A 25,655-nucleotide genomic window follows, 5' to 3' on the forward strand; every position below is an offset into this window, starting at 1 on the left:
CACCTCACACCATAAAGTTTGGATCAACGTGCTCTTTAATAAGCTCACGTAGACCTTCAACGGTTTCCCACTCAGTGTTCGTACCTGAGTTATATTTAAAACCGAACGGTACTTTTTCTGCTTTGTGGTGCTCTAGATACTCAGCTTCAGTGTACGTAAACGACACTGAAGGTAAGATGGCATAATAGCGACCTAGATCAATCGTATTCAAAGAATCGGTGTCGGTGATCATCTCTTCATGCAGTTTCTCACCGGGGCGAATACCAACCACTTTAGTTTCGATACCAGGTGCAACAGCTTCTGCAATATCAAGGATCTTATAAGACGGAATTTTAGGTACGAAGATCTCTCCACCCAAGTGATTTTCAAGCGCGTACATCACCATGTTCACGCCATCTTGCAAAGAGATATTGAAACGAGTCATCTCTTCATGAGTGATAGGCAATACGCCTTCTTCTTTTTTCTTCATGAAGAATGGAATCACTGAACCTCGCGAACCCATTACGTTGCCGTAACGTACAACACTAAAGCGAATGTCTTTAGAACCTTTGATATTGTTAGCTGCAGCGAACAATTTATCTGAAGCTAGCTTAGTCGCACCATATAGGTTAATAGGTGCACAGGCTTTATCCGTTGAAAGAGCGACAACATCCTTAACACCACACTGCAATGCAGCATGAATGACATTCTCAGCACCGTCAACATTGGTTCGGATACACTCTGTAGGGTTATATTCGGCGGTATCTACTTGCTTGATAGCGGCGGCATGAATAATGACATCAACACCTTCACATGCTTGAATCATTCGATTTTGGTCACGAACATCACCGATAAAAAATCGTAACTTCTGATTGCCTGCGTATTCCTGCTTTAATTCAAATTGCTTGAGTTCATCACGAGAATAGATACGGATCGTTTTGACTTCTGGGTATCTCGTCAAGATTGTTTTTACAAATTGTTTACCAAAGGAGCCTGTGCCACCAGTGATTAAAACTGTCTTATTATTAAGCATTGAAATTCCAACATGTGTTGATTTGTTAATTTTTTATCTCAGTGACCTTCAACCGCTGAGACACTTGTAATTCAAAATGAGACCACCTCATTTCGCTATATCTTTAATAGTTTGATTTCACCTATCTTGCCAAACCGACACCAACAGGTAACGAGAAAAAATGCCTAGGTTCTAGATTCTAGATTCTCTGTATCTTCTTTTCGAAACGCAAAACGTATAAGCACAATCACTACACCTAACATTCCACCAAAGAATGTACCTAGTACACAAATCAGTCCGCGTTTTGGCCCGTCTTTTAACTCTGGGATTACAGCTGGGTCAACAACCTTGAAGATGAACTCTTCTTGAACTTCTGCAAGCATTAAGCTTTTGGTTTGCTCTTCAATCAGTTTGTAAAAGGTGCTTTGCATATCCGCTACAGCAGTTTTTTGTAGCTGAGTGTTTAGATATGCTAAGTTTTGTGAGGTTTCCGCAATCGTACGTTCACGCATTACTTTGTTGATGTCTTCAATCAACCAGTTCACCCATTGCTGAGCCAAATAAGGAGAGTAGTTTTTAACTGACACCGTGTATAATCCGCTCTCTTTATCCTGACTAACACTCAAGACTTCTTTACTAAACATTTCGAACGCTTCTTGCGCGGTTGGTGTTGCGCCACGCATGCCATTAGGCTCGCGTAACCATTCACCTGTCGTCGGATTATAGAGAGCTTCATCTAAAATAAGTTTGTTACTTGCCAGGTCCCAATCCTTTGCAGCCATGAGAGGCACTAGTAAATCATGTTTGTTAATGAATGCTTCTACAAACTGACGTGATTTTATTACTTGCACGGCGAGGTCCGTTTGAGAAGATTCTCCTGCACCAAGGTTAACTCCAGCTAATGCAGCTAAACCACCTAACTGACCTGCCATTTTAGAAAGACCACCACCATTTGAGTTTTCTGCAGGGGCAAGCAACGCATCTGATTTATAGATATTAGGCAAACTTATTGCGTAGAGTACAGCCCCGACGGCAAAGACAAATGTGGTTACGATGACTATCCACTTGCCTTTCCACAATGCGCCGAAAAGCTCACGTAGATCGATCTCATCGCCTATAGACTTGGGATATGGTGGATATGTTAGGTAGTTTGGATTGGGGTCTTTTTGTGGTTCCATTGGTCTTTAATCCTAAGCTCTGAGGTTCGTTATATTAGACTCAGAGATTGGTGAAATTTGATAGATTATTCTCCGACTTTCAAAACACAACCGCGCAGTGACAAGATTCTTAGTCTCGCTTCGGCTCGCTGGAATGACGGGCTGCGGCTTAATAATGCCACTATTGGTGTTAAGAATAGTATTTGCCATTTTGATTAATAAAATTGAGCTTATGTAACTTCAATCGTTACATAGGCTCTTACTATTATTGTATTTCTAATCTTGTGCAAGCTGGTCGGAATAACCTTGTCGTTTCTTACTTCAACGCGTTGATCGCTACACCTGTTTGGTAAAGGATCTGCGTGGCAGCAGTCCAAGTACTTAGTGCATCGCGATAGTCAGTATCAATAGGCACTACAATGGTGTCACCCGCTTTTAGCTCTTCATGGTTATTGCCAAACCAGTATCCTGATGTAGGTTTATAAACTGAGCCATCTGCGCGTACAACGAAGATACGGTCTTCGTCTGCTTGTTTTTTAGCGCCGCCGGCTTTGTTTAGGTAATCATCTACGTCTAGCTTATTATCCAACAAGTACGTAATTGGAACTTGAACTTCGCCCATGATCGAAACCGTATTGCGGAAGGTTGGCACAAATAGGAAGTCACCATCTTCTAACATAAAGTCCGCAGAACGCTCCTCTTTTAGGATGCGATTAAGCTGTACGACCATACGTCCCAGAGCTTTGCTGCGACTTGCTTCTTCAACAAACTTTAATGTTTTGTCTGGGTCTGAGATCACCGAACCCATATTGCTGTCTGCACGGAAGGTTTTCTTCGCGGTTTCTGCTCGCATATCTGCGGCATATTGGTTTAATAGCTTTTGCTCTTTAAGACGTAAAGCCTCACGAGTAAAGATAGCCCCTTGCGGGTGTGCAAATTCGGTTAAACCACCAGCACGTTCAAGTAACTCGCCTAAGGTCTCACCTTGACGGACAGTATAAGTACCTGGGAAGCGAACTTCGCCTTGCAACGTTACTGTGCTTTGCAGTTTGACATTGGGCTTCTCAAGAATGTTTAGGCGATCACGACCAGCAATAACGACATCGTCAGCGGAACTACCCTTGATAGCTTGGCGTAAATCAATACGCTCAACATCAATAGAAGCGCGCTCATCTCTACTGTTTATTACTGTACGAGCTAACTCGGCGTTAATGGTGAATGCGTTATAAGTTAGACCACCAGCAGCTTCAATCAAGGTAGAAATCGTCATACGTGGGGTAATTGGGTAACGCCCTGGGTGTTTTACCTCACCGAAGACTTCTGCAATCTGCGGAGCCAAACCCAAACGCGATTGCTGTTGAAGCTGTAGCAAAACAGGAGCAAGTAACGTGCGGCGCGTATTTTGTTTTAATGCTTCAAAATCTTCTTTGGCAATTTCTTTACCACGGAATATGATTTTCGGCTGTTCTGATTCTTCAGTTGAAGATTGCCCCTTCGACATATTGTCTGTCGCTGAAGATATTGCAACAGAAGAGCTCATAACTTCTTGCTCTTTTTGTTGATCCAGCTCGGCTTTAAATTGTGCTTGCTCAAGCGTTTTCGCTTTCGTAACCGTATCTTGATTTGCAAGGGTATCTAAATCTTCATTATTGAAACGGTTAAATACCAGCACTCGGTCACGTGAGTTTAACTTTAGGTTGTCTTTGCTGCTCGGCGAAAAAATTGCGTTAGCAAGGTTAATTTGATAAACCTCGATGTCACGTTGTGGGTTAATCTCACGAACAACGACAGCATAGTTTACATCTGCAGTAGAATTGAATGAGGTATCAACAGATTGGAATAAATCTGCAATTCGCAGACCGCTCTTCCACTCAATAAAGCCCGGATGACGAACATCACCTTCAATTTGTACGTAACGGGTCAGTTCTTCATTTTTCTTAAGCACAATAACCGCATCGCCATTTTTAACCTTTTTTTGTTGGGCATGTGACTGGCTAAAGTTCAGTGTTAATGCATCGCGAGCACCTTTAGCGGCGTAGCGCTTCACTTCGATTTGATCGCTATAAGCGTTAGCCGTAAAACCGCCAGCCATTTGAATCGCTTGCTTATAGGTTTCACCTGGTTTGATTTCATAGATTGCCGGACGGTTTACTTCGCCATCAATCGAAATCGTGTTACCCAGTGCACCGATGAAGACCACGTCTCCTGGTAGCAAGCGGATATCGTTACGCGCATCACCTTTAAGTAACAGGTCGTACATATCCAGTTTACGAATTACCTGACCATTACGCTTAAGTTGCACGTCACGCAGGGCACCACTCTCACTAAAGCCACCACTATAGTAAATCGCTTGAGAGATTGTGGTTAGTGCACTAACCGTGTAAGCACCTGGCTTGAAGGCATCACCCATAACAAAAACTTGCATGGTACGCATTTCACCTAACGAAATATCACTGCGAACCCCGATCATTTGCTCTTTTACACGCTGATTTAGAGAATCGCGCACGTCAGGGAATGTCATGCCGGCTACTTGAACAGGACCAAGAGAAGGAAAATTAATGATACCAGCGCGATTAACGCGAAGGCGATGCGTCGTGTTCTCTTTACCAAACAGTTGGATAACGATTTCATCACCAGCTCCTACCGTGTAGTCAGCCGGAACAGGCACGTCACTAATTGGTGCAAATGTCGTCGGTGAACCCGCAAATAAATCTAAACCAAAACGCTTTAGACCTTGTTCGTCTTTTTCTGAATCGTTTACTTTTGCTTCAGTCGCGCTGCTAACAGGCGGACGTTGCTCAATCACTTGAGGGTTTTGGTAATTACTTGGCTGAGAAGATGCGCCGGATGGAATAGAGATGCCATACTTACTCGCCAGTGCTTGTTGCTGATCAGCTGGTAAGTTCTGAAACATCTGAATTTGTTCTGGGGTTGGAGTCTGCGCAATAGTAAGCGGCGCAAATAGGCTTGCCAGAATGCAAGCTCCTATCGAGAAATATCCTTTGAGCATGATAATTCGCTATTTAAAGTCAGGAGTTAAAAATCCTAGCCACAAAACTAGGCACTAGGTCTTTAATTAAAATCGGTGTTGAAAGCCAAGAGTAATTGCGTTCAAGCGAACCTGATCTTCAGATGTGCTATCTACGAACTCAAAGACAACCGCATTCTGCTTGTCCAAAGCATAATGCATACCCAAGCCAAAGCTAAAACCTTGATCTTTATTAGAGCCTACATTTTGTTGGTCAATCTGGACACTAGAATAACCGGCAAGTCCGTAAAGTGCTACACGCTCGGAGACAGGCATATTCAACTTAATAAAACCACTCACAAGACTATCTAGTGCAAGTCCGCTATCTCGTTGTACAGAAGTTCCGTAACGTGCTTCAAAAGCGAGGTAATCATTGAAGAAGTAACCAGCTTGCGCTTGAAGAAGGAAAGGGTTTCCCTCGGTTACTGGAGAAGAGGAATGATGAAATTCAGCGTTAGAGTAACTTACTAACGCACCAGCATAAAAATCTGCTGAGGCAGAAAATGAGCACAAGCCTAAGCTGATTGCACTCAACGCCCCTAGCCATGGTCGTTTCTTAATCACGTAAGTGTTCCTTGGGTGTCGACTGACCGCTGCACATTATGAACGACGCGCGCAGTGAATGTCTGTTAACTTTTGTCAATTTCGCTTGTGCGTTTACACGCTACCGCCCGGCGGCATTACGCGTTAGCCACTGTTCGCTGATTCCCGATTCATTCGGTTTATTGATATAAATATTCTTTTTAAGCCTCACTTTTGCGACTAACCGTTCAAAAAAACAATCTTTTATAAACGCAACACAAAAGCTGGCAAATTATGCATGTATTAGCGCAAAACGGCAAGGGGGCAAAAACGTCTCAGATTTCCGTTTATGGTTCGTAAATTCTCACAAATGAGAAAAACACTGGCTGTCAGCCGCTTAAAACAGAACACCGTTACGGATGCATTGAACAAAAATGTGAACGTTTGCGTAAACTCAGAGGTGGCTTGAAGTAACGCAGTAAAAATAAGCATTTTGATTAAATACAACTATCAAACCTAAGCAATTCTCTATTCTCAGTTCTCAGTCTTGCAACAATTTTTCTTTAACGTTAGGCAAATTCACATAGGAAACTGTTTACATGCTGATTGTTTTTTAACTAAAATGAACGATGGTATGTTCTAAACAGACCAAACATCGATGTTTTAAAATCTGAAATACAAGGATTAATAATGAAGAACACAGCTCTAGCTATTCTTATGGCTCTAAGCGCATCAACTGCATTTGCAGCTGAAGAAGCAGGTTCTGCAGGTGCAGCATCTGCGTCTGCAACTGGTACAACTGCAGTAGCGGTAGGTGCAGCAGCAGCAGTAACTGTAGTAGCGGTTGCAGCGTCAGACAGCGATTCAACGTCTACTTCTACTTCTACCTCTACTTCAGTAACTAAATAATTTTTTAGTTTTGTAGATATTGAAACAATCGCCCTGATCTATTCAGGGCGATTTTATTTGTAATGAGGGAATGATGAACACTCTTCTATCGCAAAAATGGATGCGCTTACTTATTGCCCTACCATTACTGAGCTCAATCTTTGGCTGTACACAAAAATTCAATGACGTATCCGCTACCGTCCAAGAAGCCTATGGTAACTACATCGATGTTGAACTAACACCAGAAGAAATTGAAGCAGTTCCTTATGCCAGTGCTTACTTAAAAATAGGCAACCAAAAACAGGTTTTTGTAGTGTTAGCCTTCGCCGAGCCAAATCCATTAACCGGTAATACCCAACTAAAGTGGGTCAGTGCAGACAAAGCAATGGTAGTAACAGAGAACGGACATATTGTTAAAACCATTGGTTTACAAACGACCAATCTAGCGGGTATTTATGGCAACGTTCCTGCCTACTCAGCGCCCTCTATGCAATATTTTCTTTCTTACGATTGGGCTGACAAATACCGTTATGGGTTCCCGGCTAAAGTCCAACGTTCTCGTCAAGGTAAAGAAACCGTCATAACCCCTATTTCATCTACCTCTACTGATGTTTATACCGAGGTTGTAACGTTTACCAGCTTAGAAAAAAGTGTAGAGAACCAATACTGGGTAAACGGTAAAGGTGAAGTAGTGAAAACACGTCAACACTTAGGTCCAAACATGGTGCCTGTTGAATTGACGATTCTGAAAGGGTACAGCAAATCATGAATAAGCGACTGCTATCTTTATTAAGCCTAAGTTTAACGGCAACGATTCTGGCGACACCGACTACCGTTCAAGCTCAAAATCACACCTTACCACCGCTCAATATAGAACTTGTCGGAACGGACAAAACATTGCAGTTCCAACAAGCGGCACGTTTAGAGAGCGTACTTAAGCATGCACAAGAACAACAAATCGCCCTGCAATACCCTTTAGCTGTGACTCTATTTGATAATTCCGAATCAGCAGTGCAAAGAAGTACTGCCTTAAAGAATTCGGTGTTAAACCAAATGATTCAACATAATTTAGTTGCGCACCCATTTTACAAGTTTATCCAACGAAGCCAGTTTGCACCTCGCGTGCTGTCGGCCATTGATGTTGATCGCATCCGTCTGGATAAATTTGATAACCCTCTTTTACAAGGTCAACTGGCGTTAAGTGCACCAAAACGCAAAGAGAAAGTGTTGTATGTGGGTAACTTAGAAAAAGTCTACGCAGTAGAAAACCAAGCGGGTATCGCTCTGCATGAACAGGTCGATAATCTACGTTCAGGTGATATTGGTGAGCTCGCCTATCCGCCAATTCTAATTTACCCGGATGGCAAGGTTATTCATCCTCACCATGGCAGTTGGTTAACCACTCAATATTACTTGCCGCCACTTACCATTGTGTATATCCCATTTGATGAGTTCGAAAAATCACAAATGGATAAAGACATTGTCGCTCTGCTTGCACAACGTAAACCAACCTCATCGAAGAACTAGACATGAACCTGATCAGAACCAGTTTATCCCTTTCTTTAATGGGTCCAGCGTTGGTGTGGGCTCAAGACATGCCTTTCGAAGCACCGCCATTGCAACCATCACAAATGGACTTTGGTGGTGTCGGCTTAATGCAGATGCCTACAGGTCGTATGGCACCTGAAGGCGAGTTTAACTTTGCTGTTACCGGTAGCGACGAGTACCTATTTTACAATGTGACTTTGCAAGTGATGCCATGGCTAGAAACGACCATTCGTTACACCATGGTGAACGATCTTTTTTACAGTAACGATCCGAGCTTTTCGGGTGATACCAAGTACACCGACAAGGGAATCGACTTTAAAGTTCGCTTGTTAGAAGAATCCGAGTACCTGCCAGAGCTTTCTGTGGGTGTGCGTGATTTTGCAGGTACCGGTCTTTTTGATGGTGAGTTTGTTGCTGCAACAAAACGTTACTCTAACCCAAACCTTGGTACCTTTGATTTCACTTTAGGTATGGGCTGGGGTTACTTAGGTACGCGCGACAACATCAGCAACCCAGCTTGTAAGCTGTCCGATAGTTTCTGTGAACGCCCTTCAGACTTTAAAGGTAATGGCGGTAGTGTGGATTTTGAACGTTGGTTTAAAGGTCCTGCTGCACTCTTTGGTGGTGTCGAGTATCAAACTTTGCACGCGCCACTGCGATTTAAGCTTGAATACGACAGCAACGATTACAGCGAAGATTTCCCTGTGGTACGTGGTGGTGTAGACATGACACCTCATACGCCTTGGAACGTTGGTGTTCTATATCGTTTAGGACATATGGCAGATTTGCGCTTGAGCTACGAGCGCGGAGATACGTTAGTTGCTGGCGTGAGTCTTTACACTAACTTCAATGATATGCCATCTTTTTGGCGTGATACACCAACACCAGAAGTTGAAGACAAGCAACCAGAGCAACTGTCTGATGTAGATTGGGAACGTGTTACCGAGGAGCTGGATAAAATTGCTGGCTACCAAAATACCCAACTCTATGTTAAAGACAATACCATTTCGGTTGTCGGCGAGCAGAAAAAGTATCGTGATCGCAATGAAGCTCATGAAAAAGCGGCGGCAGTCCTTTATAACGAAATGCCAGACAACATTGATACCTTTACGATCAATGAACGCAGTCGTGGTCTGATCGGCGATCAAACGGTTATCTCAAAAGAGAAATACCATGACTTTGCAGAAGTTAACTACATCAATCCAAATATCGAAGATGCAACATCAACCTCGAGCGATAAACCGCAAGGTAAACCTGCTTACGATGGTTTTGAGCGCTTTGATTGGGGCTTCTCACCAAAACTGGCTCAGACCTTAGGCAACCCAGAAGAGTTCTATCTGTTCAGTGTCGGTTTAAGTGGCAGCGCCTCTTACTGGCTGACAGATAACCTAGAAATTGGTGGTTCGCTATACTGGGATTGGTATAACAACTACGATAAGTTTAATTATGTCACTCCACCCGATGGTACTACCGTTCCCCGGGTTCGCACCATGTTCCGTGCTTACCAAAATGAACACGCTGTGACCATGTCAAACCTACAGTTGACTTGGTTCCAAGAGTATTCCGATACCATGGATCAACAATTCTACGCGGGTTATCTGGAGAGCATGTTTGCTGGAGTCGGTACTGAGTTTCTTTACCGTCCACAAGGAGCTAACTGGGCGATTGGCGCAGACGTCAACGTAATTTCTCAACGTGATCCACAAAGTTACTTCGGTGTTTACGATGAGAAATGGCAAAACGTGCCAGAATATGGACGTCCGTTCCAAGTTATTGATAAAGGCTTCACTGGTTTTGTATCTGGGTACTACTACCCTCAATGGGAATTCCTACAAGATTTGATGATCCAAGTCGATGTTGGTCAGTTCCTAGCTGGTGATGTTGGTACACAAATCAATGTTTCTAAGCAGTTCAAGAGTGGCGTAATTGCTGGTGCCTTTGCCTCATTTACAGACTTGTCTGCGGACGAATTTGGTGAAGGTAGCTTTACTAAAGGTTTCTACTTGTCGATTCCGTTTGACATCATGACCGTTAAGCCAAGTAACAATCGTGCGAACTTTAGTTGGCAGCCTCTTACTCGTGACGGAGGGCAGAAGCTCGGCCGCAAATACAGCTTAATTGAGTTAACCGACGAACGAAATCCTTGGTACCAAAGACCTAACCGTTCGGATGTGGAATAATAAAGTAATCAAGGGAGCTGCGGCTCCCTTTTCATATCCAGATACTGAGTCATAGAAGACTAAAACCTATCTTCCTGCTTCCAATAGCGCTACTTTTCGTTTCTTGCTAGAATTCCTGAGAAAATTTTAATCTATGGTGGAAGTTCTATGATCATCGTAACTGGTGGCGCTGGCATGATCGGCAGCAACATTGTTAAAGCACTAAACGAAGCTGGTATTAACGATATCCTGGTTGTCGACAACCTAAAAAATGGCAAAAAGTTTAAGAACTTAGTTGATCTGGACATCACAGATTACATGGATCGTGACGACTTTCTGACCCAAATTATGGCGGGCGATGATTTTGGTCCGATTGAGGCAATTTTCCATGAAGGTGCTTGTTCTGCAACGACTGAGTGGGACGGCAAGTACATGATGCTAAACAACTATGAGTACTCTAAAGAGCTGCTTCATTACTGTTTAGATCGCGAGATTCCATTCCTATACGCTTCTTCAGCAGCCACTTACGGCGATACAGATACTTTCGTTGAAGAACGCGAATACGAAGGCGCACTGAATGTATACGGTTACTCGAAACAGCAGTTTGATAACTACGTTCGTCGCCTATGGCAAGACGCTGAAGAACATGGTGAGACCCTTTCTCAAATCACCGGCTTCCGCTACTTCAACGTATATGGCCCACGTGAAGACCACAAAGGTAGCATGGCATCAGTTGCGTTCCACCTAAACAACCAACTTAACGCAGGTGAAAATCCTAAATTGTTCGCGGGCAGCGAATCATTCAAACGCGACTTCGTTTACGTTGGTGATGTATGTAAAGTAAACCTGTGGTTCTTAGAAAACGGCGTATCAGGCATTTTTAACTGTGGTACTGGCCGTGCTGAATCTTTTGAAGAGGTAGCAAAAGCAGTTATCAAGCATCATGGCAAAGGCCAAATTGAAACCATCCCATTCCCTGAGCACCTAAAAGGCGCTTACCAAGAATTCACACAAGCGGATCTGACCAAACTGCGCACCGCAGGTTGTGATGTTGAATTCAAGACAGTTGCAGAAGGCGTTGCCGAATACTTAACTATCCAAAACAGTTAAGCACCACAAGGTGGTAGAACCATAACCTGCCACCTTTACTCAAGTGCAATAGCCTGTATCATTCCTAACTATCTTTTTCTCATTTAAACCACTTCGCCCGTACACGAATAGGTAACTAGACACGCCATGACAATAAAACGTGATGACTTCGACCCCAAAGCATATAACCCTGAGTTTAAGCGCCACTTTCTGTCGCCTAAGTACTGGGGCACGTGGTTAGGTGTTATCTTATTTTTACCGTTATCATTAATGCCACTGGGTTTACAAAAGTGGTTGGCGAAAACCATAGCCAAAAAACTGTCTAAATCCCACAAAGGTCCAGCTCATCGAGCGAGGGTTAACTTTGAGCTGTGTTTTCCGGAAAAATCGTTCCAAGAACGTGAAGCTTTGATAGAAAAAACACTCTACACAGCGGCCATGTTCTTTTTTCGCTTCGGGTTACTAAGTTTACGCTCACCAAAATGGCTTCAGAACCGTTGCCAAATTCGCGGCCTAGACATTTTACGACAGCACATTGATAGCAACGAAAATGTAATTTTAATGGTTCCCCACTCTTGGGCTATTGATGTGCCTGCTATCTTGCTCGCTTCAATGGGAATGCCAGTTTCTGCAATGGCGAAGAAGCAAAAGAATGATGTTGCTGACTGGCTGATGCACAAGCAAAGGGTCCAATACGGTGGTCGTGTTTATGAACGCTCAGGTGGCATTAAGCCTTTTCTGAAATCCATTCGAGATGGCTATGTAGGGTATTATCTACCTGATCAAGATCACGGCCCAGAGCATAGTGTGTTTGTGGATTTTTTTGCAACACGTAAAGCAACGCTACCTGGTTTAGGCAAAATTGCGAAACTATCACGCTCAAAAGTACTGCCTCTATTTGCGTCGATGAACACTGAAGATGGTACGTTTGATATTGAGATTTTACCAGCGTTTGAGCTGGATAAAGGCGAAGAGCAAGACGCTCGTACCTGTAATGAAGCCATTGAATATTTTGTCGGTGATAAACCCGAACAATATATGTGGGTACTACAGTTGCTGCACTCTCAAGAAGACGGCAATAACTATTACAATTTGTTTAAACCAAGATATAACAGCGACTGGAAAGTGCAGTGAAAGTATTTGTCGTAAGCTTGGCTCGATCGCTAGATCGCCGAGAACGTATTGAAGAAAAGTTAAAACAACAAGACATTACGTTTGAATTTTTTGATGCAGTAGATGGCTCTGTTGACCGTTTTCTTCATTCAGAAAAAAGTCGTCCTACCATTACTCTACGCCGCAAAGGGTATCAATTAAAAACCAGTGAAGTCGCCTGTTTTGCAAGCCATTACGAGTTGTGGGTTCGCTGTGTTGAGCTTGATGAACCGATCGTCATCTTAGAAGACAACGTCGACCCCGTAGAAGGGCTGAAGCAAGTACTCGAACATACCCTTCCATTGACTTCTAATTATGACTACATCAAGTTGTCTGCCACTCAGAAGCGTGTATTCACCCCAATCGTACCGATTGATGATAATCATATGCTAGGGGGATACTCAGCAGGCACTTGTGGTACCACCGCTTATATCGTTACACCTAAAGCAGCCTCAAAGTTTGTTATGCATGCTCAAGAGTTTATTGAACCAGTCGATGACTACATGGAAAAACCATGGAGACATGGTGTTCAAGTCTACAGCGTGTCTCCAGATCTCTTTACTAGAGCAGAGATTGCTTCGACGATTGGTGGTAAAAGAAAAGATAAATCCAAAATGACTCTTGCGAATAAAATATACGCTGAACTTTTTAGAACTTATGAGTCAATTTTGAAATTCCTATACTGGAAAAACAAAGCATGAAGATTTTAGTCATTGGCCCTGCATGGGTCGGCGATATGGTAATGTCGCAATCGTTATATATCGTATTAAAGCAACGCCATCCAGATAGCCAAATTGACGTTATCGCTCCAGGATGGTGTAAACCGATTCTTGAGCGTATGCCAGAAATCCATCAAGCGATTGAAATGCCTATCGGTCATGGTGAGTTTAACTTATTAGGCCGCAGGGAAATTGGCAAATCATTACGTGAAAAGCAATATGACCACGCCTATATCTTGCCTAAGTCAGCGAAATCAGCACTGATCCCATGGTTTGCCAACATTCCCCTTCGTACTGGCTGGAAGGGAGAAATGCGCTATGGTTTATTGAACGACTTACGCCCTAACATGAAGTCTTTTCAGTACATGGTAGAGCGCTATGTAGCGTTAGCTTATCCAAAAGCAGAAATGGTGGATTCTAACTCTCTCGGCGGGCTTAAAACCTTGCCTCGCCCACGCCTTGCAATCAACGCGGCAGAGCAACAAGCCACGCTCAAAAAGTTCAACTTAACGCAAGACCAACCAATTATTGGACTGTGCCCGGGAGCAGAGTTTGGTCCTGCCAAAAAGTGGCCCGAAACACACTACGCTGAAGTTGCGACGCAAATGGCTCGTTCTGGGCACCAAATCTGGTTGTTTGGTTCTCAAAAGGACTTAGAGACTTGTAACAATATTCGCGCACTTGTTCCGACGCAATTCCATGAGCACATTCATGTTCTGGCAGGCCAAACCAGCTTAATTGAAGCAGTCGATCTCCTTGCTGCATGTAAGACTGTTGTCGCGAATGACTCAGGCTTAATGCATGTGGCAGCTGCGGTTGGTTGTAATGTTGTTGCCGTGTATGGCTCAACTTCACCGAAGTACACCCCCCCACTCGCAGAAAAAGTGGAGATTGTTCATACCGATATTGATTGTCGCCCTTGTTTCCAGCGTGAATGTCAATACAAACACCTTAAGTGCTTGACAGAACTTTCGCCTAAGCAAGTGCTAGATAGCATCCAAAAACTTGACGCCATTACGATAAGCTCATGTTAGTTCGTATTGTTTATACCTTACTACTCGCCCTAGCGTCACCGCTGCTTTTATTTGGTTTGTACAAGAGCAAACCAAATAAGCCTAAGTTCGGCTCTCGCTGGAAAGAGCACTTTGGCATAACCCCCAAGCTAAAAAGCAACGACAAACCTATTTGGATACATGCCGTATCTGTTGGTGAAAGCATAGCAGCAACACCTTTAATCAAAGCCCTTAAGGAACAAAACCCCGAACAATCTATTCTAGTTACAACAACAACACGTACCGGAGCTGAACAGATTGCTAAGTTGGGTGATTTAATTGAACACCGCTATATGCCAATTGACTTTGGGTTTGCTATCAAAGGTTTTCTTAAAGCAGTGCAACCAAAACAGATGTTGATCATTGAGACTGAGCTGTGGCCAAACACGCTTCACAATGTTCACAAAGCGGGTGTCCCTATAACTGTCGTAAATGCGCGCCTATCTGAAAAATCGTGTCAGAACTACGCCAAAATACAGCGGCTTTTTAACCAGCTTCATCCATGCCTAACTCAAGTACTCTGCCAAACGGATTCAGATGCAGAGCGCTTCGAACGCTTAGGCGTTGAGAAAAAGAAACTATCCGTTACTGGCTCGATTAAGTTCGATATTCAAATATCAGAGCAAGTGAAACAGCAAGGACAGCAGCTTCGAGCCCAACTTGGAAACGATCGTCCGATTTGGATTGCAGCTAGCACCCACAAAGGCGAGGACGAACAGGTATTAGATGCACATAGACAAGTTTTAAAATCTCATCCAAATGCATTACTTATTTTGGTTCCTCGCCATCCGGAACGATTTGATGATGTGTTTGCGCTTTGCCAACAGCAAGGCTTTAACACTGTGCGTCGCACTTCAACTCATGCAGTAGAGACGAATACTCAAGTATATCTCGGCGATACTATGGGTGAGATGCTAACGTTGATGGGTGCAGCGGATATCTGCTTTATGGGCGGTAGCCTAATTGGAGATAAGGTTGGTGGGCACAATGTGCTAGAGCCTGCCATGTTAGAAAAAGTCATAATCACTGGCCCTAGCTATTTCAACTTTAAGGAGATTGTTGAAAACTTACTAGCTGTGGATGGTATCTTAATTGTGCCAGACTCAACGACCCTTGCCCTAAGGACTACAGAGATCATTTCTCAACAAGATAAATATTTACTCCGAGCTTTGCATGCTAATAAATGGGCCTCATCCAATCAAGGCGCTCTAAACCGAACAATGAGCTTACTCCCACAAAGTGATAAGTAATAACTTAATAATTAGTTTGATAAATACCTCACTTTTACTATTAAGCTTGTATGTTTTACTGTACTAAGCACATTACCTGTTTAACTTAAAAAGAATATCCATTATGCAAAAAATTTTAGACTGTACTCTTCGCGATGGTGGCTACTATAATCACTGGGACTTTTCACCAGAAGTCGTTGACGCTTACCTCACTGCAGTTGCAAAAGCTAAAATTGATTATGTTGAATTAGGGCTTCGTAATTATCCTAAATCTGTTTACAGTGGTCCATTTGCTTATACGACTGAAGAGTTTCTAAACACGCTACACCTACCGAAAGGTCCGACATATGGCGTAATGGTTGATGCAAAAACTTTGCTAGATGCGGGTAAGCCTGTTGAAGCTGCCATCAATGATCTTTTTGTACCAGCACAAGAAAGTAAAGTTGATCTCGTTCGTATCGCGGCACATTTCAATGAAGCAGAGCAGTGTGAAAGCATGATTAAAGCTTTCAAAGAAATGGGGTATATCGTTGGCCTAAATCTGATGCAAGCGGGCGGAAAACCATCCCAAGTTATTGCGGAAAAGGTACAGGCGGTAGCAAAAGCAACCCCTGATGTTATCTATTTTGCTGACTCTCTCGGAAATATGGATGGTGCAGAAGTCACTCGCATTGCCGAAATTGTAAAGCAAAACTGGGATGGCGACATTGGTATCCACACCCATAACAACATGGGTCAAGCAATGTCCAATACGATGACTGCTCGTTCGAATGGTGTTACATGGTTGGATGTGACCGTTACCGGAATGGGACGAGGCGCTGGGAATGCCCAGACCGAAAACCTGCTCGCCGAACTTGATGGACTAGATAAATACTTGCCAACAGCAATATATGAACTAGTTATTCGCCATTTTGAGCCAATGCAAAGAAGATACGGTTGGGGCTCAAGCCTTCTATATTACTTGGGGGCCAAAAACGATATTCACCCAACTTACATCCAGAATATGCTTTCAAATCCTAATTACGGAACAGAAGAAATTGTTGGTGCTATCGAGCATTTAAAAAAGCTAGAAGGTACAACAAGCTATAATGGTGATGTCTTAGAAGAAGCGCTTACTGTAGGGAAAATAAGCCAACCGACTGAAAGCCAATCAGATCTATCAGGTATCTTTTCAGGAAAAGAAGTCTTACTGGTCACTAATACGCCCAATACGGCAACACATAGAGTCGCGATCGAAACATACATTAAAACTCGAAAGCCTATCGTAATTGGCATCAATACAAAGCATGAGATTGACACTGAGCTTTTCGATTACTTTGCTGTATCTCATAACTCTAAATACTTGTCAGAAAGCAGCCATTACTCAGAGGTAGCCAAACCCGTATTTTTGCCAAAGAACCGCTTTGACGAAGACGAGCTAAGTAAATTTAGTAATATTTCTATGATTGATTACAGTAGCACCATAGAGAAGGATACTCTCACCGCCCATAAAAATTACTGTACACTACCGTATGATAATACCGCTGCATATGCGTTATGTATCGCTTTTATAGGTCAAGCGCAGAAGATATCTCTCGTTGGTTTTGATGGTTATGATGTGACTGACCGACGCCAAATGGAAATGAATGAGATCTTTAGCATGGTTAGTCAGCAGTTTGGAAGTACATCAATTCAAGCGTTAACCCCAACCACTTATCCAGTAAAAGCAGGGTCTATTTATGCACCCGCTATTTAATGGCTATGATACTGTTATTTTTGACTGCGATGGCGTGATCCTAGACTCAAATAACCTCAAAATTGATGCCATGCGTAATGCTTTACGCATGGCTCAAGTATCAGAGCTCGAAATAGATAAGTGTTGCACTTATTTTAAAGCTAATTTTGGCAAATCGCGTTTTCATCATGTGAGTTACTTTGTTGAACATTTCATCACAAATGCAGATGAAGCATTGTACGAACGTATACTAAACTGCTACTCAAAGCAGTGTGAAGAGCTATACATGGAAGCTCAACTGACGCCTAATTTTATTGCAGCAATTACAGATTGCCCAGCCAAACTCTATGTAGCGAGTGGATCTGCTCAAGACGAATTACGAGAAGTATTTGTTAAAAGAGAGCTGGCGCAATATTTTACGTTAATTCTAGGATCACCTACCGCGAAAGCAGATAACGTTGCAACCATCCTAAAGGAGTCTTCAGGCGCGGCTCTAATGATCGGTGACGCATTATCAGACTTTCACGCAGCCAAAGAGAATAATATTGATTTTCTTGGCTATCTTCCTTTTTCAAATGTAAAAGAAGAGCTTGAAAGCTTATCAAAAAGTGAAGGTTTCAATATTCTAAGGAGTTGGTAAGCATGAGTGTCCATGTTTTTCTACCATGCCGGAAAGGCAGTGAACGTATCCCAAACAAAAATACCAAAGACTTTGCAGGTGTAAAAGGTGGGTTACTAAAAATCAAACTGGATCAGTTAATCAATATAACTGACCTAGATTCGATAGTCGTATCTTCAAACGATGACTTTGTACTGGATTTTGCTTCAACATATAAAGATTCTCGCATACGAATAGATGAACGCCCAGAGCACCTAGGGGCAAGTTCAACAAGCACTGATGATCTTATTAGATATGTTCCTTCGATTATTACTACGGGTCACGTACTTTGGACTCATGTAACCTCACCATTCTTAGACGAGTCAGGTTATAGCGCTATTATCAAACAGTATAATCAAGCACTCACGGAAGGTTATGATTCATTAATGACGGTCAAAGAACTACGTGGGTTTATTTGGAATAAAGATAAGCCAATTAGCTACGATCGTAATATAGAAAAATGGCCTAGAACTCAGACAATTGAACCTCTTTATGAAATCGATAGCTCAGTCTTTTTAAATAGTGTAGAAAACTACAAAAAGCTAAATGATCGAATTGGACTAAAGCCTTCGATGTACATACAGGATGCAGAGAGCTCAATTGATATAGATTGGCCAGAGGACTTTACTTTCGCTGAATCTATGTGGTTACAGAAAAATATATGATCATCGGTAAATAGACATTACAATTGTAGCGTCTATTTACCTGTCATTTCATCGTCTAGGATAAGCATCGATCATAGAGAAACTAGACCTATTCACGATTTTTACCCCTTTGAGATCGGCCCATTTATTTAACAGTTGATGTGCATAAAACGTCAAGAAAGTTAATCGCATCAAGTCCGTCATATTAAAAGGTTTGACCTTTTGAGGATTTTCTAGGAGCGGCAACTTCTCTTCTTTTCCATAGAAATGCTTGTAGACCATATAAAGCTGGTTGCTCTCTTGATCAACATGGACATCATTATGGAAGCTCATATCCGCTCCAAATATTTCCACTGAATCATATTCACATAGAATTGCTACATACACAGCAAAGATAAGCACATTGACAGCTGGAGGTGCGACTATACCAGAAGATAGTGCCATTGGGCCATATTTAATATTAGTTACATTACTAGGAATTGCTCGCAGCACTTTTATCGCTATGTTGCTGTTTTTGATATTGCCTTGAATGAACTCTCTGTCAGCAAAGTCAGGAATAATCAATTGCATTTCCCAAGACACAAGTTCATTTAGATCTTTAAACAATTTATCTCTTTTTTCCACCAGAGAGCTATGGGTGGTTTCATCCCAGAAATAGCTATCAATTAAAATATATTTATTAGGTTTCAACGCCGTAAAATGCTCAGACTCTGAGAAATGATTAACAGCAATCACATCACTATCTGTACCAATACTATTAATATCTGACTTTAAGGATGGTCCATTACCTAAAACCGTACATTTCTCATGTGTACGATAAAAGTCTTTAGGTGAATCAGTGCTTTTATCGCTTCGCTTTTTGAATGAACGGAAAGTTGAAGAAAAATGCCTCTTCATACTTATCGATTGCTTTATATTTTTAATTTTATTCATCTTAACCTACGCAAAACTTTTAAAACCGTTCGATAATCCAGCGTTTTAACAAAATAACAAATCGCTTCGCTGTACAAAGCAGACTTTGATTGTGAAAGTGATGCCATAAACTCAGCGGTACACATACGCTTTTTAATCGCACTCACAACTTTAGTGGCGTTTTTACTCTCTGCATCTCGCAAGTTCATTTTAAGATCTTGCAGTTCACGCTGAGCATTAATTACTGTGTTGTCATACCTTTCTTCACGTGTTTCTTTTGCGAACGTTGATATGCCACCCAATCGATATTGGATCCATTTTTTGTTTTCATGATGAATACCATTTAACAAAAAGGCTCGAAGGACATTGATGCGATCTTCATTGATGATGTCTTTGTTGTAAGGAGCAAACTCGTTCAGTACATCAGAGGTAAAAGCGGCGCAACAACCATCTACTGCACACTTTCTATTAATAATATTTTCGAGTGTGTACGGCTTTTTATTTTGCTTAATCGATTCAAATGACTCAATAACATCGCCTTGCTCAGAAATTTTGTCGTAACCACCAATAATTAAGCTTGGTTTGCCATTTTTCAACCAGGCTTCATAAGTTTCCTCAACTCGGCTCGGCATCGCTATATCATCGCCAGCTTGTACAATAATAAGCTTATTTTGGTATTGCCCCCGCAAGGAGTTGATTTGGCTAACTAAACCAACATTTTGCTTATTGTGGCGATATTCAATATTTAATCCTTTAGGCGCAAACTCTAAAAGCGATAGAATTATTTTATGACTATCATCAGGTGAACAGTCATCCAAGATCAATAATTGGCTTGGCCACACGGTCTGGTTCAATGCCGCTGGCAATGTTTTCTCAAGATAACGAGATTGTTTATAACAAAAGAAGACATAAACCACGTCTTCTAATACTTGCACATGCTCTTGTGTCATTACTCAACCTTAAAAGAGTTGATTGCATCGACTACTTCTTGACTCTCGTCTTCACTCAAGTAGGACGACATTGGCAATGAAAGCACCTCATTTTGTAACTGCTCAGTCAACGCTAATGACAGATGACCAAACTCTTTATAAGCCTGCTGTTTATGCGGCGCTATCGGGTAATGTACTTGTGTTTGAATACCATGCTCTGATAAATGCTTAACCAATGCATCTCGGTGTGAAGTTCGCACCACAAACAAATGCCATACATGTGCCTCAGGCTCTGTCACTTCCGGCAAGATAATATTCGGGTTGTTGATTTCGCGTAAGTAAAATGCCGCCAGCTCCTGACGCGCTTTCGTCTGCGCTGGAAGGTAGTTCAGTTTCACTGACAACATCGCCGACTGAATTTCATCCAAACGACTGTTCAATCCTTGATAAAGATTCTGGTATTTAACATGTGAACCGTAGTTTCGAAGGGCACGCAAGGTTTCGGCAAGCTCTTCATCGTTGGTCGTAATAGCGCCACCATCACCCAATGCACCTAGGTTTTTACCCGGATAGAAGCTAAAGCCTGAGGCGTCACCCCATGCTCCAGACTTCTTACCATCAAGTGTCGCACCATGAGACTGGGCGCTGTCTTCCAACACGAGAAGATTGTGTTTTGTTGCCAACGCCATAATCGCTGGCATATCGGCCAACTGGCCGTACAGGTGCACCGGCAAAATGACTTTCGTCTTTTCTGTAATCGCCGCTTCAATCGCTTCAGGACTGATATTGTGCGTCTGCTCATCCGGCTCCACAAACACCGGAACCAAGTCCGCTTCGGTGACCGCCAATACCGATGCGATATAGGTATTACCCGGTACGATAACTTCATCACCTTTGTTGATTTTTCCTAGCTCTCGCCAAGCCTTTAACGTCAGTGTTAAAGCATCTAAGCCATTCGCAACGCCTATACAGTGTTTAACACCACAGTAGTCAGCAAATGCTTGTTCAAACTGTTCCGTTTCCTTGCCAAGGATATACCAGCCAGATTCAATCACGCGTGCACAGGCTTGTTTCAATTCGTCTTCGTACTCGGCATTTAAGCGCTTTAGCTCTAAAAAATTAACGTTCATTATCTACCTAGGATTTTTTCACACTTCAATTTCATTGGCTCAATATCTGACGGGTATATTTCATAAAGATAATCCAAGTCTGTATCGCCAACGAGTCGAGCACCGAACTTTTCATGGAATTTGTTTACCGCATGGTTATCTTTGCGAACATCGAAGTGGCATTTTTTAAAACCCAACACATCAAAGCCAAATTGATAAACTAAAAGAGCACTTTCGAGGGCAGCGTAACGTGTTTTTTCATGATTCAGGATCCAACTTCCCCAACAAAAAGAAACACCTTTAAAGTCGTAAAGTCTAACTGTTCCGCATTTGGTTCCATCTAGCCTCTCTATAATGAAGTAAAACTGCTTCTTTTGTTGCTCGTCCTCTTTATACGCTCTTATCCATAATCTTTGTGCTTCAACACTCGTATCGCATTTGGACAAGTGTGTATTGTATTTTTCATCACCTCGAAGCTGAGTTATAAACTCTGCATCATCTTCTTGAACAAGGCGAAGTTGTATTGTCTTACTTTTCAGCATGTTTGTTTACCACATTCAAAAATTCAGCATAATCGCGTATGTAATCGGCTTCATCATACAATTCACTAGCGACAACCATTAGCACACAATCTTCAGAAAAGTCGTGCATCTCACGCCATTTTAAGCCTTTGATATGCAGTCCTACATCGGGAGATGAAAGCGTCACTTTCTCTTTCGTGGTGCCATCATCAATGACGAAAGTCACGCTACCTTTCATACAGATAGCGACTTGCTCTAAGTCGTAGTGTGCATGAAAGCCCCTAGCTAAACCGCTTTGTGTATCAAAAATGTAGTAAATACGTTTGATATCAAACGGAATGTTTTTGTGTTGCTCTAACGAGATTAGTGAACCTCGCTCATCACCCATTTTCTGAAAAGATATTAGCGGTATATTTGACATTTATTCTTCCAATAACTCTAGAAGATAGCGGCCATAATCGTTTTTAGATAAGGCTTTTCCTGCAGCTTGAATATGATCTCGTGTTAACCACCCTCGGCGATAAGCAATCTCTTCTAAGCAAGCCACTTTATAACCTTGTCGTTTCTCGATCGTTTCGACAAAGTGAGCAGCTTCAAGCAAGCTGCCATGTGTCCCCGTGTCTAACCACGCAAAGCCGCGCCCTAGCACGTCAACCGTCAATTTCCCTTGCTCTAAGTAAGCTTGGTTAATACTCGTAATTTCTAACTCGCCACGATGAGACGGTTGAATAGTTTTGGCAATGTCCACGACGCGGTTATCGTAGAAATACAGTCCGGTAACGGCGTAATTGGATTTTGGCTTGAATGGCTTCTCTTCAATCGATAGCGCTCTCATCTCTTCATCAAATTCCACCACACCAAAGCGCTCAGGATCTTTCACTTTATAGCCAAAGACCGTCGCACCTTCCGTCAAAGCAGCAGCTTGCTGCAACTTCGGAGTGAACCCTTGTCCATAAAAGATGTTGTCACCCAGCACTAAACATACTGAATCATCGCCAATGAATTCTTCGCCAATGATGAACGCTTGAGCTAAGCCGTCTGGGCTTGGTTGAATCGCGTATTGCAACTCAATGCCAAACTCTGAGCCATCACCTAATAGACGCTGAAAACCCTCCTGGTCCTCTGGCGTGGTGATGATCAAGATTTCACGAATGCCCGCAAGCATGAGTACTGACAACGGGTAGTAAATCATTGGTTTGTCATAAACCGGCAGTAACTGCTTAGAAACACCGCGTGTAATAGGGTAAAGGCGAGTGCCCGAGCCACCTGCTAAAATAATGCCTTTCATTATTCGCCCGCTCCTAATCGCTCTAAACTGTATGAACCATCAAGCACGCGTTGCCACCATTGCGGATTATTGAGGTACCATTCCACGGTTTTGCGAATACCGCTTTCAAACGTTTCTTCTGGCGTCCAGTTAAGCTCTTGAGCAATCTTGGTGGCATCAATTGCGTAACGCACATCATGACCGGGGCGATCTTTCACATACGTGATCAAAGATTCATAAGACTCAACACCTGCAGGTTTGTTTGGTTGCAGCTCTTCAAGCAAAGCACAAATGGTTTTCACCACTTCGATGTTGGCTTTTTCGTTATGGCCACCAATGTTGTAGGTTTCACCGACTTCACCTTCGTTGACCACTTTGTACAGCGCGCGAGCATGGTCTTCCACAAACAGCCAATCTCGGATCTGCATACCATCACCATACACAGGCAACGGCTTGCCATCGAGGGCATTTAAAATCATCAGAGGGATCAACTTCTCTGGGAAGTGGTACGGGCCATAGTTGTTGGAGCAATTAGTGATAAGTGTTGGTAAGCCATAAGTACGTTGCCAAGCGCGAACCAGGTGATCGCTCGAAGCTTTAGATGCAGAATATGGGCTGCTCGGCGCGTATGAAGTGGTTTCGGTGAACAAATCATCCGTTCCCTCTAAATCACCATACACTTCATCCGTAGAAATATGATGAAAACGGAATGCCGATTGGCGCGCTTCATCTAAGCCCGACCAATATTGACGAGCCGCTTCAAGCAAATGGTAAGTGCCCATCACGTTGGTCTCAATAAAAGCAGCAGGACCATCAATAGAGCGATCGACATGAGACTCAGCCGCCAAATGCATCACCCTATCGGGTTGATGCTCTGAAAACACGCGATCTAGTTCAGCTCGGTCACAGATATCTACTTGCTCAAAGTAGTAACGTTCACTCTCTGAGACATCAACCAGTGATTCTAGATTCCCTGCGTAGGTCAGTTTATCTAAATTGATGACGGTATCTTGGGTGTCACGAATGATATGTCGGACAACAGCTGACCCAATAAAGCCTGCTCCACCGGTTACTAATATTTTCATTACAAATGTTACCTACGTTAATTTTTGTGCCATCAGATACACATGAATACTTTATGATTATTGTAGTTTATAGACTCACTCGAGCATCGTTAGACTCAAGAAGGCTTACTTAGAGCAATCAACATAAAATGATAAAAAACTCAATTAAGATTGAGAAGCATAACCGTCCTGAAAATGTTCAAAATCGGATTCTTGCCAAATAATCTGTCGCTTTAAACGCTCTTTATTAAATGAACGCAGAAGTCTATTTAGATTTTGATGCTTCCAGTCACCAGAAGTTTCAAAACGACACTTATCAAAATCGATAATCCATACCTTATCTTTGTCGTCGATCAAGATATTGTGGATATTCAAATCAGTATGGTTAACGCCAACCTGATGCATCTTGGCAATTTCTTGCCCTATTTTCTGATACATTTCTACCGATAAAGACTGTTCTTGCAAGATACTAACCAGATCTCTGGCGTTTGGGATTCGCTCACTTAATAAATCAGCTTGATAGAAGAGTCCTGACTTTACGGCTCTTGCTGCAATAGGACGAGGAACGTGCACCCCAGCCTCAATTAGCGCCAACAAAAGCTGAAACTCTTGCGCACAACGGGTGTTATCCCAGCCAGAGAACCAATAATGATCGTTAATTAACTTCCCAAACAAACCGCCACGACGGTAATGACGTAGTGCCGCTTGCATGTTCTCTAGTTGGATAAACCATGTCGTGCCTCGCCCCGTCGCACTGCCAACCACCTTGTCGGAGGACTGCCAGTATTCCGCATCAAATATCGGTTGGCTAGGGTCTGTAATGGTCTCGTCATCAAACCAGATCACTTGGTTGTTGTTTTTATACTGTTGAGTCATACGCTCACCCTCTAGCCTAAATACCGGCTGGCTAATATATACAACCAAGTAAATGCAGCAAACGCCAAAGCAACCATAACGGCAGCAGAGCCTATATCTTTAGCTCGACCACTGAGTTCATGCCGTTCAATACCGATACGATCCACTACCGCCTCAATCGCTGAGTTTACAAGCTCTACAATCAAGACTAATACCACGACCCCGATCATTAAGATACGCTCAACCATGCCGACATCCACTAGCCAAGCCAAAATCACAGCAATACTCAAAAGAGCCAACTCTTGTCGAATTGCAGCTTCATGCTTAAAAGCCGCTTTTAATCCTTGGATCGAATAACCCGTCGCTTTAACGATACGCTTTAGCCCGGTGTTACCCGGCTTGCCAGATTCTTGCGATTGATGTGGTGTTGTCTTTGACATTGCAGAAC

At 42.7% G+C, this 25,655-nt stretch carries 25 protein-coding genes; 12 read left to right on the forward strand and 13 right to left on the reverse strand.

Features of this window, described 5'->3' with window-relative positions; all coding sequences use genetic code 11:
* Positions 1 to 4: 4 nt before the first annotated feature.
* From pseB to R7F67_RS01510, 4 genes are all read right to left on the reverse strand, one after another.
* Positions 5 to 1,012, reverse strand: coding sequence for a UDP-N-acetylglucosamine 4,6-dehydratase (inverting) (pseB, locus tag R7F67_RS01495; protein ID WP_258455693.1), 1,008 nt, complete (start codon positions 1,010 to 1,012; stop codon positions 5 to 7).
* A 164-nt stretch (positions 1,013 to 1,176) separates the two neighbouring features.
* Entirely contained in the window at positions 1,177 to 2,169 is a 993-nt protein-coding gene (locus R7F67_RS01500) for a Wzz/FepE/Etk N-terminal domain-containing protein (protein ID WP_318056798.1), read from the reverse strand.
* Positions 2,170 to 2,464: 295 nt separating this feature from the next.
* A complete protein-coding gene (locus R7F67_RS01505) occupies positions 2,465 to 5,158 on the reverse strand; it encodes an SLBB domain-containing protein (RefSeq protein WP_318056799.1) in 2,694 nt (897 codons plus the stop codon).
* Positions 5,159 to 5,224: 66 nt separating this feature from the next.
* Entirely contained in the window at positions 5,225 to 5,740 is a 516-nt protein-coding gene (locus R7F67_RS01510; RefSeq protein WP_248524637.1) for a porin family protein, read from the reverse strand.
* Positions 5,741 to 6,388: 648 nt separating this feature from the next.
* Here R7F67_RS01510 and R7F67_RS01515 point away from each other — a divergent pair.
* The 12 genes from R7F67_RS01515 (at position 6,389) to R7F67_RS01570 (ending at position 18,571) form a co-directional block, all read left to right on the forward strand.
* Positions 6,389 to 6,607, forward strand: coding sequence for a hypothetical protein (locus R7F67_RS01515; RefSeq protein WP_053349728.1), 219 nt, complete (start codon positions 6,389 to 6,391; stop codon positions 6,605 to 6,607).
* A gap of 73 nt (positions 6,608 to 6,680) precedes the next feature.
* The gene (locus R7F67_RS01520) at positions 6,681 to 7,355 is read left to right on the forward strand and encodes a YjbF family lipoprotein (RefSeq protein ID WP_172563651.1); all 675 of its coding nucleotides are present in this window, start codon (positions 6,681 to 6,683) and stop codon (positions 7,353 to 7,355) included.
* Entirely contained in the window at positions 7,352 to 8,113 is a 762-nt protein-coding gene (locus R7F67_RS01525) for a capsule biosynthesis GfcC family protein (protein WP_151514485.1), read from the forward strand. Before R7F67_RS01520 ends, R7F67_RS01525 begins: the two co-directional genes overlap by 4 nt.
* A gap of 2 nt (positions 8,114 to 8,115) precedes the next feature.
* Positions 8,116 to 10,314 (forward strand): YjbH domain-containing protein, encoded by a 2,199-nt coding sequence (locus R7F67_RS01530; protein ID WP_318056801.1) that lies wholly within the window; start codon positions 8,116 to 8,118, stop codon positions 10,312 to 10,314.
* A gap of 147 nt (positions 10,315 to 10,461) precedes the next feature.
* Positions 10,462 to 11,403, forward strand: a complete 942-nt coding sequence (rfaD, locus tag R7F67_RS01535; RefSeq protein WP_017634969.1) for an ADP-glyceromanno-heptose 6-epimerase — start codon at positions 10,462 to 10,464, stop codon at positions 11,401 to 11,403.
* Positions 11,404 to 11,529: 126 nt separating this feature from the next.
* The gene (gene lpxM, locus R7F67_RS01540; protein ID WP_005379461.1) at positions 11,530 to 12,516 is read left to right on the forward strand and encodes a lauroyl-Kdo(2)-lipid IV(A) myristoyltransferase; all 987 of its coding nucleotides are present in this window, start codon (positions 11,530 to 11,532) and stop codon (positions 12,514 to 12,516) included.
* A complete protein-coding gene (locus R7F67_RS01545) occupies positions 12,513 to 13,235 on the forward strand; it encodes a glycosyltransferase family 25 protein (protein ID WP_005379459.1) in 723 nt (240 codons plus the stop codon). Before lpxM ends, R7F67_RS01545 begins: the two co-directional genes overlap by 4 nt.
* Positions 13,232 to 14,287 (forward strand): lipopolysaccharide heptosyltransferase II, encoded by a 1,056-nt coding sequence (gene waaF, locus R7F67_RS01550; RefSeq protein ID WP_318056805.1) that lies wholly within the window; start codon positions 13,232 to 13,234, stop codon positions 14,285 to 14,287. The genes R7F67_RS01545 and waaF overlap by 4 nt, the downstream gene beginning before the upstream one ends.
* On the forward strand, positions 14,281 to 15,555 hold the full coding sequence (waaA, locus tag R7F67_RS01555) for a lipid IV(A) 3-deoxy-D-manno-octulosonic acid transferase (protein WP_318056807.1): 1,275 nt from the start codon (positions 14,281 to 14,283) through the stop codon (positions 15,553 to 15,555). The genes waaF and waaA overlap by 7 nt, the downstream gene beginning before the upstream one ends.
* Positions 15,556 to 15,658: 103 nt before the next feature.
* Complete coding sequence (locus R7F67_RS01560; protein WP_053303379.1) at positions 15,659 to 17,269, forward strand: aldolase catalytic domain-containing protein; 1,611 nt, start codon at positions 15,659 to 15,661, stop codon at positions 17,267 to 17,269.
* Positions 17,253 to 17,888 (forward strand): HAD family hydrolase, encoded by a 636-nt coding sequence (locus R7F67_RS01565; RefSeq protein WP_054701124.1) that lies wholly within the window; start codon positions 17,253 to 17,255, stop codon positions 17,886 to 17,888. Before R7F67_RS01560 ends, R7F67_RS01565 begins: the two co-directional genes overlap by 17 nt.
* Positions 17,889 to 17,890: 2 nt before the next feature.
* Positions 17,891 to 18,571: a cytidylyltransferase domain-containing protein gene (locus tag R7F67_RS01570; protein ID WP_258461175.1), complete on the forward strand. Its 681-nt coding sequence runs from the start codon at positions 17,891 to 17,893 to the stop codon at positions 18,569 to 18,571.
* Positions 18,572 to 18,619: 48 nt separating this feature from the next.
* Here R7F67_RS01570 and R7F67_RS01575 read toward each other — a convergent pair whose 3' ends face one another.
* The 9 genes from R7F67_RS01575 to R7F67_RS01615 all read right to left on the reverse strand — a co-directional run bounded on the left by R7F67_RS01575 (position 18,620) and on the right by R7F67_RS01615 (position 25,647).
* Entirely contained in the window at positions 18,620 to 19,483 is an 864-nt protein-coding gene (locus tag R7F67_RS01575; RefSeq protein WP_017820716.1) for a hypothetical protein, read from the reverse strand.
* Positions 19,480 to 20,412 carry a glycosyltransferase family 2 protein gene (locus tag R7F67_RS01580; RefSeq protein WP_017820715.1) on the reverse strand — a complete coding sequence of 311 codons (933 nt, stop codon included), beginning with the start codon at positions 20,410 to 20,412 and terminating at the stop codon, positions 19,480 to 19,482. The genes R7F67_RS01575 and R7F67_RS01580 overlap by 4 nt, the downstream gene beginning before the upstream one ends.
* Positions 20,412 to 21,521: a DegT/DnrJ/EryC1/StrS family aminotransferase gene (locus R7F67_RS01585; protein WP_017634981.1), complete on the reverse strand. Its 1,110-nt coding sequence runs from the start codon at positions 21,519 to 21,521 to the stop codon at positions 20,412 to 20,414. The genes R7F67_RS01580 and R7F67_RS01585 overlap by 1 nt, the downstream gene beginning before the upstream one ends.
* Positions 21,521 to 22,042 carry a GNAT family N-acetyltransferase gene (locus R7F67_RS01590; protein WP_017634982.1) on the reverse strand — a complete coding sequence of 174 codons (522 nt, stop codon included), beginning with the start codon at positions 22,040 to 22,042 and terminating at the stop codon, positions 21,521 to 21,523. Before R7F67_RS01590 ends, R7F67_RS01585 begins: the two co-directional genes overlap by 1 nt.
* Positions 22,029 to 22,442, reverse strand: a complete 414-nt coding sequence (locus R7F67_RS01595; protein ID WP_005489486.1) for a sugar 3,4-ketoisomerase — start codon at positions 22,440 to 22,442, stop codon at positions 22,029 to 22,031. Before R7F67_RS01595 ends, R7F67_RS01590 begins: the two co-directional genes overlap by 14 nt.
* On the reverse strand, positions 22,443 to 23,309 hold the full coding sequence (gene rfbA / locus R7F67_RS01600) for a glucose-1-phosphate thymidylyltransferase RfbA (RefSeq protein WP_025520720.1): 867 nt from the start codon (positions 23,307 to 23,309) through the stop codon (positions 22,443 to 22,445).
* Positions 23,309 to 24,373, reverse strand: coding sequence for a dTDP-glucose 4,6-dehydratase (gene rfbB, locus R7F67_RS01605; RefSeq protein WP_017820714.1), 1,065 nt, complete (start codon positions 24,371 to 24,373; stop codon positions 23,309 to 23,311). Before rfbB ends, rfbA begins: the two co-directional genes overlap by 1 nt.
* Before the next feature lie 144 nt (positions 24,374 to 24,517).
* Positions 24,518 to 25,228, reverse strand: coding sequence for a 3-deoxy-D-manno-octulosonic acid kinase (locus R7F67_RS01610; RefSeq protein WP_017820713.1), 711 nt, complete (start codon positions 25,226 to 25,228; stop codon positions 24,518 to 24,520).
* An 11-nt stretch (positions 25,229 to 25,239) separates the two neighbouring features.
* Complete coding sequence (locus R7F67_RS01615; protein ID WP_005395798.1) at positions 25,240 to 25,647, reverse strand: diacylglycerol kinase; 408 nt, start codon at positions 25,645 to 25,647, stop codon at positions 25,240 to 25,242.
* Positions 25,648 to 25,655: the final 8 nt, after the last annotated feature.

Origin of the sequence: Vibrio sp. YT-17, assembly GCF_033337375.1 — a bacterium.
GTDB lineage: Bacteria > Pseudomonadota > Gammaproteobacteria > Enterobacterales > Vibrionaceae > Vibrio > Vibrio alginolyticus.